Below are 14,406 nucleotides of genomic sequence, written 5' to 3'. Positions count from 1 at the left end.
CATAGCGTCCGAACCTCGGAGTCTGTGAGCATGCTGCGGTCTGGCGGTATTGTCAGACTGATTGCGGCCAAGTCTGTCGAAGCCGTTCGACCATGTCCGCGCGCCGGGCGGGCTCCAGGCGGTCGAGGTTTAACTGCTTCCAGCGCACGGCGGGGAGGTCGGCGGCGTCGGGCAGGCCAATGAGGTCCCAGTCAGGCGCGCCGGCTTTGAACCCGATCAGGAAGGTGCGGTGCGCCTCCGGCATGTCATCGACGATGGCGGTGATCAGGGCCGTGCGCGCGACGATGAGGTCGCCAAGGTCCACCGGGTCTTCGGTCATTCCATCGAACCCGCGCTCGAACTCCTGGGTCAGATCCTTGGGATTGGCGCGGAGCACCTCGGCCATGGGCCGGTGGTGGCTGGCCAAATAGATCACAAAGGCCTGTCGCAGTGCCGGCGTGATCCCCTCGTTGGCCAGAAGGTCGCGCACATCGAACAGGTCGCGGGGATGCTGGCGGTCCAGCGCCGCCATGATCTTTCCCGCATAGAGATCGGCGTGGGAGACCATCCGGGCCTCGGCATAGCCGAAGCGCTCTTCCACCGCTGCTGAAACCGGACGGACCTCGGGCTCGAACACCACGCCGCGCAGGACCGGCGTCACCTCCACCTTGATCACCGCGCCGTCCGCGCGGACGAGCAGCTTGTCGATCACGGGCTGGGCTCCACCCTTGCCGCGCACGACGACCGAGCCCGGCAGGGCGTGTTCGATGGCGTCAGCGATCCGCCTCAGCGCCGCGTCGATTGCGGCGAGCGATGTGTCCCGATCCTCGACCGGCAGATAGGTCAGGTCGATGTCCACCGACAGTCGCGGGAGATCGCGGACGAACAGATTGATCGCCGTGCCGCCCTTCAGGGCGAAGCAGGGTTCCTGGAACACGAGGGGAAGGGTTTGGACGAGGAGGCGGACCTGCCGGGCGTAGACGTCACTGACCGGCATCGAGCGACCTCGGCACGGTGATCTTGTAGGTCGGGTCCAGTCTGCCGCCTTTGGCGAGCACGCGGTTGCCGCTGCCCAGATCGATGGCGTCGCGGTCCAGGGCTTTAAGCCACGCATGACCGTGCCGGTCGGCGAAATAGAAGAACAGGCGTTTGACCTTCACGCTCACGCAATCCTCGAGCAGGCGCTGCAGCCGTCGCGGGCTGAGGGTGGCCAGGGCGCCCATCAGCTGATCCACTTGGTCGAAGCTCTCATGATCGGGGAGTTCGTCCAGAAGTTCGAGGATGGCGCGCTCGGGCGTCGACTGGCGCAAGGGCCATTGCCAGTGGCCCAGGGGGGTGTCCACCACTGCGGCGCGGGCCCAGTCCGCCAGGAGGCCGGTCTCGCTGGAGTCCTCGCGGAGCCGGGCGACCTCGAAGTATCGGGCGTTCCGGAAGAGCCTTTGGGACGGGTGATATTTGAACTCTACGTCCAGCGGCAGGTCGGCGAGCCAGGTCGGCGGGGTCTCGTCGCCATAGAGATGAACTTCCTTGCGGGCGGCAGGAAGGTAGTGGGCATAGCCCTGCAACTCGAGCGCGGTGCGGCCTCCGATCACAATGGAATAGTCGAGGAGGGCCTGGAGCGAGAGAACGGCTGTCGGCCAGTCGAGGGTTCCGCGTGGACGGCGATAGACCCGCCGCGCCGTCCGTTCCAGGCGTCCCGACGCGACGTATTTCGCCCGCAGCGAGTTGGGGTAGCCGTTCTCATTCATCCAGCCGGAATCGACCAGGAGGCCTTCAGGGAGGATACGTTCGAGCTTGTTTAGCTTTCCCAGCATTTGAACACTCATAGTGTCCTAATATGAAAATTGTCAAACTAACCAGTTTGACACTCGGCACATTGCAGCACCGTGGGTGTCTTAGAAGCGTTCCCAGTCAAACTAGGCACCTTCCATCCGGAGCTTCGATGGGGCGCCTTTCCCTGATGCTGAGCCTGTTGGAGTGTAGGTCTTCGATCTTACCGATCACCGCCATGAGGATCGCGGCCAACATTTCCCGTCCATAGCTGGCGCCCCCTCCAGCTGACGTCGCGGCCGGAGGCGGTCAGGGTGAGTCGCGTGGCGCCTCGACGGACGGCTGAAACGGGGTGGAACGCCCCGCGCAAGGGTGAAATCGCGCCAGCGCAGCACAACTTGAAATATCAAGGTTTGTTACCCCGGTGTTACCCAGCAAGCAAAAGGGGCTAGCAGTTTCCTGCTAACCCCTTGAAAAATTGGTGGAGCTTAGCGGAGTCGAACCGCTGACCTCTTGCATGCCATGCCCGCCGCGCCCTTCTCCAAGGAAGACGGCGAGGTCGTGATCGACGCCGACGGCAAGCGGGTCGGCGCGTGACCGATCAGGCCTCGCCGCCCCGCCGCCTGTCCTTTCTGGATCGCTGGCTGACGCTGTGGATTTTCGCGGCCATGGCGCTGGGTGTCGCCCTGGGGTCGCTCGTTCCCGGACTGCCGGCCTGGATGGACAGTCTGTCGATCGGATCGACCAACATCCCGATCGCCATCGGCCTCATTCTGATGATGTATCCGCCGCTGGCGCGGGTGAAATACGAGGAACTGCATCGGGTCTTCGCCGACCGCCGCGTGCTCGCTCTGTCCCTGTTCCAGAACTGGGTTCTCGGGCCCGTGCTGATGTTCGGTCTGGCCGTCGTCTTCCTGCGCGACCAGCCGGAATATATGACCGGCGTGATCCTGATCGGCCTGGCGAGGTGCATCGCCATGGTGCTGGTCTGGAACCAGCTTGCGCGGGGCGACAGTCAGTATGTGGCCGGTCTGGTGGCCTTCAACTCGATCTTCCAGATCGTCTTCTTCAGCCTCTATGCCTGGCTGTTCCTGACGGTCCTGCCGCCGCTGTTCGGACTGGAAGGCAGCGTGATCCACGTCAGCGTCGGGACCATCGCCGGCGCGGTTCTGATCTACCTCGGTCTGCCGTTCCTCGGCGGCTTCCTGACTCGACGTATCTTCATCGCCAGGAAAGGCGCCGACTGGTTCGAGACCCGGTTCCTGCCCCGGATCGGGCCGATGACCCTGATCGCCCTGTTGTTCACCATCGTCGCCATGTTTAGCCTAAAGGGCGGCGAGGTCGTCGCCCTGCCGTTCGACGCCCTGCGGATCGCCGTGCCCCTGACGATCTACTTCCTCGTCATGTTCATCGTCAGCTTCGCGATGGGGCGCTGGATCGAGGCGGACTATCCGCGCACCACGGCCCTGGCCTTCACCGCCGCGTCCAACAATTTCGAACTGGCCATCGCCGTCGCCATCTCCGCCTTCGGTCTGGCCTCACCGGTCGCCTTCGCCGCTGTTATCGGGCCGCTGGTCGAGGTCCCGGTGCTGATCCTGCTAGTGTCCGTCGCCCTCTGGCTCGGCCGGCGATGGTTCCCCGCCCTCTAGCGCAGCCGGTCATTGCTGGTCGGCTGTTCTATTATCAAACGCCGGGGCCAAACACCTAGACAACGGCGCCGACCAATCCCCCGACGCCGGCGGTTATCGCCATCGCGAGGCTTCCCCAGAAAACGACTCGTGTCACAGAGTGGACGATACCGGCGCCGCCCGCCATCGCGCCCGCGATCCCCAGTGACGTGAGCGAGACCAAGGTGGCGACGACGACGGCGGGGACGACAAGACCCAGGGGCGCGGCCACCACGGCGAGCAGGGGTAGCGCGGCTCCGACCGAGAACGTCACTGCCGATGCGAAGGCGGCCTGGAGCGGGCGCGCCGTTGTGATTTCCGATATGCCGAGTTCGTCACGCGCATGAGCGCCCAGGGCGTCCTTGTTCATCAATTGCTCGGCGACCTGCCGAGCCAGGTCCGGGGTCAGGCCGCGCGTTTCGTAGATGCCGGCCAGTTCCCTGACTTCAAACGGGTAGTCCTCGGTCAGCTCCTGCTTTTCGCGCGCAAGGTCGGCCTTCTCGGTGTCGGCCTGGGCGCTGACCGACACATATTCGCCAGCGGCCATCGACATGGCTCCTGACACCAGTCCGGCCACGCCCGCGACCAGGATCGCGTCCTTGCCTGATGATGCGGCGGCGACGCCGACGATCAGGCTGGCGGTCGAGACGATCCCGTCGTTGGCGCCCATGACTGCCGCCCGCAGCCATCCGACGCGCGAGGAGAAGTGGGTTTCGGCCTGGGGCTGTCGTCGGCTCATGTTTCTGTCCTTGGGCTGGCGGCGGCTTTCACCGCATCTGGAAGGATTCCTGGTGGAAGCGCGTGGCGGGCAATCCTCGCGCCATCATTGCCCTGCGGATGGCTTGTCCGAAAGGCGCAGGACCGCAGAACCAGATCCCGGCGTCCTTCCAGTCGGAGACCCGGTCTGCGAGGCGGTCGAGCGTGAGCAGGCCGTCTCGCGGCGTGACCAGAAGATGAAATCGGACGCCGGCCCGTTCCGCGAGCCGTCGGATCGTTTCGATGAAGGCTTCGTCCGGGGCGCTGGTGGAATAGACAAGATCCACTGCATCCGCTTCGGTCAAACCCAGGCGCTGGTCCGCCAGCGCCTGCAGGCGGGCGATGAAGGGCGTGATCCCGACGCCACCGGCGATCCAGACCTGGCGGCCCGGCGCATCGCGAAAATCGAAACGGCCGTAAGGACCCTCGACGGTCACGGCCTGGCCCACGAACAGATGGTCCGGCAGTCGCCGCGTATAGTCGCCCAGCCCTTTGATGCTGAACGTCAGTCGGCCGTCACGACGCCAGGCCGAGGCGATGGTGAAGGGGTGAGCGCCTTCGACGCCACCCAGATTGACGAAGGCGAACTGGCCGGCCCTATGTCCCGGCCAAGCCGTTTCGAGGCGGACCTCGACATCCAGGACGGCGTTCCCTTCATAGGGTGTCAGGTTCTCGATCCGTCCGACGGCCTTGCGGGAAACGCCGGTGCGTCGAACGAGCGCCGAGACGGCTGCGACGGCCCCGCCCAACATCAGCAACGCCAGCACCGGGCCGAGCGGTGCGGTCCAGTAGGATCGGTCGATCATGATGATCGCGTGGAACAGCAGCACGAGATAGATCGCCGGCATCAGCCTGTGGGTCTTCAGGAAGGCGCGGTAGGGAAACCGCTTCCACAAGGCCAGGGCCGCCAGCGCCAGCACCAGATAGAGACTCCATTCGGCCAGTTGCACCGCGATCCCCTCCAGGTCGCGGAAAGGATCGAAGCCGGCGGGAATGACGGGTTCGGCGGCAGCTGGCGGCCTTTGGGGACGCGCGATCCAGCCCCTTTGGGCGAGGGACCGCGGCACGACTTCCAGCAGCCAGTGGGTCACGGCGAAAGACAGCGCCGCGATCGCGAACCATTTGTGCAGGCGATAGAATTTGTCGAGGCCGCCCAGCATCCCCTCGATCCAGACCGGCCGCGACGCCAGGATCACGGTGATGGACATCGAACCGAGGGCCAGCACACCCGCGCCATAGATGAGTGTTTCACGCAATGTCCAGAAGCTCGCCGCAAGGGCGCCCGGCGCCAGGCTGACCAGCCACAAGCCGCCGATCGTCAGGAGAACGGCGGCGAAGAATAACGTCAACCTCTGGAAGTCCGTCGTGCGTCTCGACATCAATATCTCCGTTTCATCGTGCTGCCGGGCGCGGCCGGAACCTCCAGGATGGCGCGGAGTCCCCCTGACGGCGCCTTTTCGAGCCAGGCCCGGCCACCGTAGAGCGTGGCGAGGTCGCGGACGATGGCCAGCCCCAAGCCCGAACCCGGCGCGTGCTCGTCCAGCCGCTCGCCGATGTCGAACACGACATCCCAAGCCTCGGGGACCAGGCCGGGACCGTCGTCGTCGATGGTGACGCGCAGGATGTCGGGACGCGGCCGATCGAACGCGACCTCGACCGTTGTCGCGGCCCATTTGCCCGCGTTGTCGAGCAGGTTGGCCAGCATCTCGCTCAGGTCCTGGGCCTCGACGGCGGCCGAGGCGGGCGAGGAGGCGCGAACCCTGTATTCGATGCCGCGCGGCCCGTGCAGGCGGCGCATGGCGCTGAGGATCGGGGTCAGCACAGCCTCGGCGTCGGCGACGGCGCCCGGCGTGCTGCGTGAGGCGGCCGCTCGCGCCCGCGCCATCTGATAGTCGATCTGGCGACGCATCCGTTCGCATTGCGTCAGGATGGTGTGCGCCGCCTCGGCCTGCCCCTGCGCGTTCAGCCGCGCGCCTTCGTCGGCCAGGATCGCCAGCGGCGTCTTCAGAGCATGAGCCAGATTGCCGGCCTGCGCCCGAGCGCGCCGGATCATCTCCGCATTGGCGTCGATCAGCGCATTCAGATCCTGGACCAGGGGGCGAACCTCGCTGGCTGTCGTCGGGCAGGCGAGCGGCGCGCCCAGAACGGACTGCCGCCAGGGCGCTTCGGATCTTGCCAAGCGGGCGCAGTCCGAACGAGATCTGCAGGAAGGCGGCTCCGACCAGTCCCAGGGCGATCATGCTGAGAGACAGAGCCAGGGTTCGGTTGAATTGGGACAGGACGTCGTCGAGTAATCTCTGGTCCGCACCGATGGCGATCCGCAGGCTTTCACCCGTTCCCGTCGGCGTCACCGTGCGTTCCAGCAGCCGCACCTCGCCGGTTGGGCCGGATATGAAGGACTGGCGCGATACGCCCGGACCCGGCGGCGGTCCGACCATGGGCAGGGCGGCCCCACCGAGCGACGACGACCGGGCCAGTTCCCCGCCCTTGCGTCGAATTTGCCAATAATAGCCCGATCCCGGAGGCTGGAAGCGAGGGTCGCTCAACCAACGTTGAAGATAGGGCGCGCCGTCTGGCGGAACGTGAACCAGCACCGCCAGTTCGTCGGCATGGCCTTTAAGCTCCGTGTCGAACTGGGCGGTCACATGCTCCCTGAAGATTTCCGACAAGACGAAGCCGCTCACAGCCACCCCGGCGAAAATCCAGATCACGGAGCCCAGCAACAGGCGAGCGCGGAAACTTCTCCAGAGGGTGCGCATTCCCTATCCGACCCTGTATCCGAGCCCGCGGATCGTGCGGATGCAGTCCTTGCCCAGCTTTTTTCGCAGGCGGCCGACATAGACTTCGATGGTATTGGACTCCCGGATGTCATCCAGGGCGTAGACATGGTCCATGAGTTCGGCCTGGGAGACGATCCGACCTTGGCGATGCATCAGATAGCCGAGGATGCGCAGCTCGCGCGCCGTCAGGTCCACGGGCCGGCCCTCCAGGGTCGCCGCGCCGCCGGTCACGTCCAGGCGGACGTCCTCGTGCACGAGGATGGGAGACGCATCGCCGGCGGAACGGCGCACCAGGGCTCTGAGACGCGCCACGACCTCGGCCGTCTGGAAAGGCTTGCCCAGATAGTCGTCGGCTCCGGCGTTCAGACCATCGACCCGCTCGGTCCAGGCGTCCCGCGCCGTCAGCACCAGGACAGGCATATTGCGCCGCTTCGCACGCCATCGCCGCAACACCTCAAGCCCTGGCAGGCGCGGCAGGCCCAGGTCCAGCACGACCGCGTCGAAGACCTGGGTCTCGCCCAGTTCGACGGCGGTCTCGCCGTCGGCGGCATGGTCCACGGCGAAGCCAGCCTCGCCGAGGCCCAGCTTCAGCCGGCGCGCCAGCTCTTCATCGTCCTCGACCAACAGAATTCGCATCACATCCGATTCCATGGCGACTCTACCCCGCTAGGCTGAATTCAACCTGACAGCCAGGAGGGGGCGGCGCCGGAAGGCCCGGACGAGATCCCTTTCAGCCTGGGTTCAGCCTGGTGTCAGGGGCGTTTCAGCACCGCTTGCGACACCCCCCCGACGCCGCAAGTCGCGGTGTGGAGGGGACCGACCATGGCCAGACCTATTCGCATCACACCCTTGCGCGTTACGGCCGTAGCCTTGTCCGCACTCGTCGTCGCCCTGGCCGCCGGCAAGGTGATGGGCGACCAGACCCTGGTCAGGCTGACGCCGGAACAGTCCCGGGCCATGAGCCTCAAAACCACCGTCGCCGTGGCCGCGACCGACACGCCCCTGGCCAGCCTGCCCGCCACGGTCACGCCGGCGCTGAACGGTCGGGTGGTCGCCGCCGTCCCCTTCGCGGCCGTGGTGGTGCGCGTGGACGTCCTGGAGGGCCAGGCGGTCGGCGCCGGCCAGCCCCTGGCGGTCCTGTTCAGCCAGGACGCGCTGAAGGTCTCGGCCGAGCTGGCCCAGGCCAACGCCGAGGTGCGGATGACCGAGGCGGCGGCGCGGCGCACCCGCACCCTGGCGAGCGAAGGTATTATCGCCGAAGCCCGGTCCGAAGAGGCGTCCACCCGCGCCGAACAGGCGCGCATTATGGCCAATGAACGGGGTCGACTGCTGGCCTCCGCGGGCGGCGCCGGTCGGCGTGCCGGCGAATATGTGCTGAAGGCTCCGATCGCGGGGCGGGTGTCGCAACTGAACCTGCAACCCGGAAGCGGCGTGGAGGCGATGGCGCCGGGCGCCGTCATCGACCGCGACGACCGCCTGTGGGTCGAGGCGCGGCTGCCGGCCGACATCGCCGGGCAGGTCGAGATCGGCTCAATCGTGGAGGTCGCGGGCGCGCGTGGCCGGGTCGTCGCCGTGGGGTCGGCCATCGACCCACGCACCCGTTCGGTCGTGATGCGGGCGGAACTGGCGAGCGGGGCCGATGTTGTCCCCGGCGAGGCGACGATGATCACGGTCACGCGACGCTCGAGCCCCGACGCGGTCGCCGTGCCGCGCGTCAGCCTCATCCAGATCAACGGTCGGGACACGGTGTTCGTTCGACGCGCCAACGGATATCTGCCGGTGGCGGTCACGGTCGAGGGGCGTTCGGACGCCCAGGCCGTCGTCACCGGCCTGAACCCGGGCGACGAGGTCGTGACCTCGGGCGTCAGCCAGCTCAAGACCGCCTCGGAAGGCTGAGCCCATGCTGTCCGCTATCGTCAGGGCGGCGCTGTCCCAGCGTCTGCTGGTCCTGGTCGCCGCCATCGCTCTGTTGCTGTTCGGGGTCAACGCCTATCGGCAGTTGCCGGTGGACGCCTTTCCCGACATCTCGCCGACCCAGGTCAAGATCATCCTCAAGGCGCCGGGCATGACCCCCGAGGAGGTCGAGAGCCAGGTCATCACGCCGCTGGAGATGGAGCTTCTGGGCATCCCCCGCCAGGCGATGCTGCGCTCGACCGCCAAATACGCCATCGCCGACATCACCCTGGATTTCGAGGCGGGAACCGACGTCTATTGGGCGCGTCAGCAGGCCGCCGAGCGGTTGAGCAACGCTCTGGCCAACCTGCCGCCCATCGTGACCGGCGGGCTGTCGCCGATCTCCACGCCTCTTTCCGACGTCTTCATGTTCACCCTCGAAGGGCCGGGCCTGTCGCTGGAGGAGCGCCGCACCCTGCTGGATTGGACCGTGCGGCCGGCGCTGAGGGGATTGCCGGGCGTCGCCGACGTCAATGTGCTGGGCGGCCGGGCCCGCGCCTTCGAGATCGCCCCCGACGCCGGCGCCCTGGCCGCCTCCGGCCTGACTTCGTCCGACTTGCGTCAGGCGATAGAGGCCGCCAACCGCAACGACGGCGCCGGCCGTCTGGTCGAGGGCGAGGAGGCGCTGGTGGTCCGCGTCGTCGGCGCGGCGACGACGCTCGACGACCTCAGACGGACGCCCGTGCCCCTGCCTGCCGGCGGAACGATCCCGCTTGGCTCCGTCGCCACGATCCAGACCGGCGCCCTGACCCGCTATGGCGCGGTCACGGCCGACGGCGCCGGCGAGACGGCGCAAGCCATCGTCATCGCCCTGAAGGGCGCCGACGCCAAGAGGGTGGTCGCGGCCGTCAAGGCCCGGTTGAACGAGGTCCAGGCCAGCCTGCCCAAGGGCGTGATCGTCCGCCCCTTCTACGACCGTTCCGAACTGATCGAAAAGGCGACCGGCACCGTGACCGAGGCGCTGATGGAAGCCACGGTGATCGTGCTGATACTGCTGCTGCTGTTCCTCGGCGAACTGCGAGCCGCCGTCGTGGTGGCGGTGATGCTGCCGTTCGCGGTGCTCGGAGCCTTCATCCTCATGCGGGTCTTCGGCCTGACCGCCAATTTGATGAGCCTGGGCGGCCTGGCCATCGCCATCGGCATGCTGGTGGACGCTTCGATCGTGGTGGTCGAGAACACCGTCGAGCGCCTCAACGCCTCCGCTGCATCGGGCCGCAAGACCTCGCGCCTGCACGAAATCTACGAAGCCTGCCGCGAAGTCGCCACCCCCGTGGTCTCGGGCGTCGTCATCATCTGCCTGGTGTTCACGCCGCTGCTCACCCTTCAGGGACTGGAGGGCAAGATGTTCGCCCCCGTGGCCCTGACCATCGTCTTCGGCCTGGCCTCGTCGCTGATCCTGTCCTTCACCCTGGTGCCCGTGCTGTCGTCCCTGCTGCTCAAGCCGACGGCGCATCAGGAGTCCTGGCTGATGCGCCGGATCGGCCCTGCCTACGGGCGGCTGCTGGACTGGGCGCTGAGACGGCCCGCGCCGGTGGTCATCGCCGCCCTGGTCGGCTTCGGAGCCGCCGCCGGAGGCTACGTCCTGGTCGGCAAGAGCTTCATGCCCACGATGGACGAGGGCACGATCATCATGCAGCTGTTCAAGGCCCCGTCGATCAATCTCGACATCAGCGCGCAGCAGGATCTGGCCATGCAGCGCGCCATCCTGGCGCGGGTTCCGGAGGTGGAGCGGATCGTCGCCCGTGTCGGCTCCGACGAGATCGGGTTGGATCCGATGGGGCTGAACGAGACCGACAGCTTCCTGGTGCTCAAGCCCAAGAAGACATGGCGGCGGCAGGATAACGCCTGGCTGGCCGAGGAATTACGCAAGGTCACAGCCGACTTTCCCGGCATCCAAACCTCCTTCACCCAACCGATCGAGATGCGGATATCCGAGATGCTGACCGGCAGCCGGGGCGATCTGGCGGTCAAGGTGTTCGGACCGGATCTGGCGACCCTGGGCGATCTGGCCCGCGAGATCGAAACGGTCCTGAAGGCGACCCCGGGCGCCTCCGATGTCTACACCGTCGCCGGCGACAGCATGGCCTATCTCCAGCTCGATCTGGACAGGACGGCCGCCGGGCGCGCCGGCCTGTCGATCGCCGAGGTCCAAGATGAACTGCGCGCTCGTATCGACGGCTCGCCCGCGGGCTATGTGTTCGAGCCGGGCCGGCGCACGCCGGTGATCTTGCGTGGTCCCGAGACCCTGCGCGAACAGTCTGAACAGCTTGGACAGTCCGAACTGGCCACGCCCGGCGGCGGCCTGGTGCGGGTGTCGGACCTGGCTCGGGTCTCGCACGTCGACGGCCCGGTCAAGATCGATCGCGAAAAGGCCAGCCGATTCGCCGTGGTCCAGGCCTATGTCACCGGCCGGGACCTGGTCGGCTTCGTCGAGGAGGCCCAGGCGAGCGTGGCCGCCAAGGTGCGCCTGCCACAGGGCTACAGCATCACCTGGGGAGGCCAGTTCGAGAACCAGCAGAGGGCCGCCGCGCGGCTGTCGCTGGTCATTCCCCTGGCCTTGGGGATGATCCTGCTGGTGCTGTTCGTGACGTTGAAATCGTTGCGCCAGTCGGTGCTGATCCTGGCCAACATCCCCTTCGCCATGATCGGCGGTGTGCTGGCCCTATGGGCCTCGGGTGAATATCTCTCGGTGCCGGCCTCGGTGGGATTCATCGCCCTGCTCGGCATCGCGGTGCTGAATGGTCTGGTGCTGGTCTCGCACTTCAACGACCTGATTCAGCAGGGGCTCGACATATCCACGGCCGTGGTCGAAGGCGCGCGCCGGCGTCTGCGGCCCGTGTTGATGACCGCCAGCATCACGGCCCTGGGTCTGACGCCGCTGTTGCTGGCCAGCGGCCCCGGCTCGGAGATCCAGCGTCCTCTGGCCATCGTCGTGGTCGGCGGCCTGATCACCTCGACCCTGCTGACGCTGGTCCTCCTTCCCATCCTCTACCGGCGCTTCGGGCTCGAACGCGGCGCCGCCGCCCTGGAGACGGCTGCATGACGCGGGTCGCTATTCTGCTGGCCTCGGCCAGCCTCATCGTCGCCGTTCCTGCCTGGGGCGCGGAACCCGAAATCGGTCCTGGCGTGACCCGACCCGCCTTCCTCCCGCCGGACATCCTGATCCTCGACGCGCTCGACGCTTCGCCGACGGTCAATGAGGCCCAGGCCAATCTCAGCGGCGCACAGGCTGCATCGCGCCAGCTCGCGGCCGGCGATCATGAGACGGTCGTCTCGGCGACGCTTGACGAACGGGACGTGCGGACGGACGGCCGCTTCACCGAATGGTCATTGCAACTGACCCGGGGCCTGCGCCTGCCGGGCAAGGCGGCGCTGGACCGGGCGGCCGGCGCCGTCGGCGTCCGGGCCGCCAGCGACGGGATCGAGGACGCCCGCCACCAGACCTCGCTGATCTTCGCCGAATACTGGGTCGTGTGGCTGGCGGCGGTCGAGCGGCGCGTCATCGACGAGGCCGAACTGACGACCTATGCGCGCGACGTTCAGGCGCTCTCACGGCGCGTCGACCTGAAGGACGCCGCCCTCGTGGACCTCGAACAGGCCCGCGCGGCCCAGGCCCGGGCCGCAGCCGCCCTGGCCGTTTCCGAAGGCGAGCAATCGAACGCCAGGGCCATGCTCGAAGGCCTGTTCCCCAATCTGGCAGGCGTCGCGCCCGGTGAACTGACGCCGCCGATCGAACCGTCGCGGCCCTATGACCTGTGGGCCGATATTATCATCCAACGCAGCCACGAACTGACGATGGCGCGCGCCCTGGCCGATCAACAGCATCTTTTCGCCCGCCGCTCCGCGCGAGACCGTACGCCCGATCCCAGTGTCGGAGTTCGCCTGTTCAACGAACGCGGCGGCGACGAGACCGGCGTCGGTCTGGTCTTCAGCATGCCGTTCAGCGGCGCAAGGCGCAGCGCCACTGCCGACCGTCAAGCGGCCGAGGCCTCGGCGGCGGAAGCGCGCTTCGCCATGACCGCCCGCGAGGTCCGCTCCAACGCCCAGCGGGATGTGATCTCGGCCGCCGGTTCGCTGCGGGCCTGGCGGGACTCGGAGGCCGCGCGCGCCGCCGCCGAGCAATCCGCCCAGCGGATCACACGCGGCTATGATCTGGGCGAATTCGACCTGGCGGATCGCCTGCTGGCCGAACGCCAGGCCTTCGAGATGCGCCGGCTTGAGCTGGAGGCGCGGGCGCGGGCGCATCTCGCCCTGCTCAAGATGGCGCTCGACGCGCACGAGTTCTGGCTCGCCGAAGATGAGTGAGATCAAGCCGGATTCCCGAGAGCCGGCTTCCAAAGGGACTGTCGTCGACTGCGCGCCCGAAACGCCGAACCTTCGTACAGTTCAGCTCATACGCAAGGTCGCCATTCTGCTCGCCCTACTCCTGCTGGTGGCCTTGGCGGCCGTTAGTCGATCCTCCGACGACATGGACGGTAACAGGCATGAAACCATAGAGACCATCGGACGGGTCGCCATCATCATCGCCATCTTCGGACGCGCCTGGTGCTCGCTCTACATCGGCGGACGCAAGAAGGCCGAAATCGTCGACCGGGGACCCTATTCGATCAGCCGCAATCCGCTCTATGTCTTCAGCTTTCTTGGGGCTTTCGGCGTCGGGGCTCAGAGCGGAACCCTGACTATCGCCACCCTGTTCGTTCTCGCGGCGGTATTGGTGTTCCACTTCACCGTGCGGCGTGAGGAAATTTGGCTGGATAAGGAATTCGGCGAAACCTACCGGCAATACTGTGCACGGACGCCGCGATTCTGGCCAAATTTCACACGGTGGAGCGACGTCGAAGAACTGACAATCCGCCCGAAATTCTTCCTTTTGACGATTCGCGACGGGCTCGTGTTCCTGCTCGCCATTCCAGTATTCGAGATGATCGATTTTGCCCAGATTCTCGGGGTTCTGAATGTCTTTATGAGGCTGCCTTGAAGCGGTCCGGGTGTTTGGTTCCGGAGATTGGCGGCTCGGTTTGATCCTGAATCGTTCGGGTTCCTTTGTCCATGATTTGCAGATGAACTTGAAGGACGGGAGACCGTTCAGGGTCTTGAGGCGTCGGCCGTAGGTTAGGCGTCGATGAAGACGTGGAGGTGGGCATCGAGTTGCTGACAGCTGTCGTCATGGTATCGCGTCGCCCGCGACCACAACGAGCGATATCTCGTCAAACCATGCCTCGATTTGCGTTCGTGTTCGTGGTGCGGTCTCGTCACGACCCTCAATACCTTGGTTGTAAATGCCCGTGATCGCCTCGGGGTCCGACCGCTGCGCGTGGCAGGCCGTCATCATGTGAGTTTTCCCGTGGTCACCAGAAAAATCGACGTTCCCAGCAGAGCCAACGGGTGTGGCTCCTCCACAAAACGCTACCAATTCTCGCTAAAGATGATGCCAATCCGGTGAGACGAACGCCGCTTCGGGTGGCTCGGTATTCTTTCATGTTCTTGTTGCGCGATGTTTT

At 66.4% G+C, this 14,406-nt stretch carries 11 protein-coding genes; 5 read left to right on the top strand and 6 right to left on the bottom strand.

Annotated elements, in window-relative coordinates:
* Positions 1-52: 52 nt before the first annotated feature.
* Together JKF87_RS09870 and JKF87_RS09865 are read right to left on the bottom strand one after the other, a co-directional pair.
* Entirely contained in the window at positions 53-976 is a 924-nt protein-coding gene (locus tag JKF87_RS09870) for a nucleotidyl transferase AbiEii/AbiGii toxin family protein (protein WP_201099713.1), read from the bottom strand.
* A complete protein-coding gene (locus JKF87_RS09865) occupies positions 963-1,793 on the bottom strand; it encodes a type IV toxin-antitoxin system AbiEi family antitoxin domain-containing protein (protein ID WP_201099712.1) in 831 nt (276 codons plus the stop codon). The genes JKF87_RS09870 and JKF87_RS09865 overlap by 14 nt, the downstream gene beginning before the upstream one ends.
* A 549-nt stretch (positions 1,794-2,342) precedes the next feature.
* Between JKF87_RS09865 and arsB the strand changes: the two genes are divergently transcribed.
* A complete protein-coding gene (gene arsB, locus JKF87_RS09860; RefSeq protein ID WP_201099711.1) occupies positions 2,343-3,398 on the top strand; it encodes an ACR3 family arsenite efflux transporter in 1,056 nt (351 codons plus the stop codon).
* 55 nt (positions 3,399-3,453) lie between these two features.
* Here arsB and JKF87_RS09855 read toward each other — a convergent pair whose 3' ends face one another.
* From JKF87_RS09855 to JKF87_RS09840, 4 genes are all read right to left on the bottom strand, one after another.
* A complete protein-coding gene (locus JKF87_RS09855; RefSeq protein WP_201099710.1) occupies positions 3,454-4,155 on the bottom strand; it encodes a VIT1/CCC1 transporter family protein in 702 nt (233 codons plus the stop codon).
* Positions 4,156-4,183: 28 nt separating this feature from the next.
* Positions 4,184-5,551 carry a ferredoxin reductase family protein gene (locus JKF87_RS09850; RefSeq protein WP_201099709.1) on the bottom strand — a complete coding sequence of 456 codons (1,368 nt, stop codon included), beginning with the start codon at positions 5,549-5,551 and terminating at the stop codon, positions 4,184-4,186.
* Positions 5,551-6,351, bottom strand: a complete 801-nt coding sequence (locus JKF87_RS09845; RefSeq protein ID WP_201099708.1) for a sensor histidine kinase — start codon at positions 6,349-6,351, stop codon at positions 5,551-5,553. Before JKF87_RS09845 ends, JKF87_RS09850 begins: the two co-directional genes overlap by 1 nt.
* A gap of 583 nt (positions 6,352-6,934) precedes the next feature.
* Entirely contained in the window at positions 6,935-7,588 is a 654-nt protein-coding gene (locus JKF87_RS09840) for a response regulator transcription factor (protein WP_201099707.1), read from the bottom strand.
* Between the two features lie 186 nt (positions 7,589-7,774).
* On the opposite strand from JKF87_RS09840, the gene JKF87_RS09835 reads away from it, so the two are divergent.
* Genes JKF87_RS09835 through JKF87_RS09820 form a run of 4 tightly spaced genes read left to right on the top strand, consistent with a single transcriptional unit; the run spans position 7,775 to position 13,883 of the window.
* Complete coding sequence (locus JKF87_RS09835) at positions 7,775-8,848, top strand: efflux RND transporter periplasmic adaptor subunit (RefSeq protein WP_201099706.1); 1,074 nt, start codon at positions 7,775-7,777, stop codon at positions 8,846-8,848.
* Positions 8,849-8,852: 4 nt separating this feature from the next.
* A complete protein-coding gene (locus tag JKF87_RS09830; RefSeq protein ID WP_201099705.1) occupies positions 8,853-11,948 on the top strand; it encodes an efflux RND transporter permease subunit in 3,096 nt (1,031 codons plus the stop codon).
* Positions 11,945-13,210 (top strand): TolC family protein, encoded by a 1,266-nt coding sequence (locus JKF87_RS09825; RefSeq protein WP_201099704.1) that lies wholly within the window; start codon positions 11,945-11,947, stop codon positions 13,208-13,210. The genes JKF87_RS09830 and JKF87_RS09825 overlap by 4 nt, the downstream gene beginning before the upstream one ends.
* Positions 13,203-13,883 carry a methyltransferase family protein gene (locus JKF87_RS09820; RefSeq protein WP_201099703.1) on the top strand — a complete coding sequence of 227 codons (681 nt, stop codon included), beginning with the start codon at positions 13,203-13,205 and terminating at the stop codon, positions 13,881-13,883. The genes JKF87_RS09825 and JKF87_RS09820 overlap by 8 nt, the downstream gene beginning before the upstream one ends.
* Positions 13,884-14,406 lie beyond the last annotated feature (523 nt).

The sequence above is a fragment of the Brevundimonas nasdae genome, from assembly GCF_016654005.1.
Classification (GTDB): domain Bacteria; phylum Pseudomonadota; class Alphaproteobacteria; order Caulobacterales; family Caulobacteraceae; genus Brevundimonas; species Brevundimonas nasdae.
Note: the sequence above shows the minus strand (reverse complement) of the source record. Positions and strands in the feature narration are given on the sequence as shown.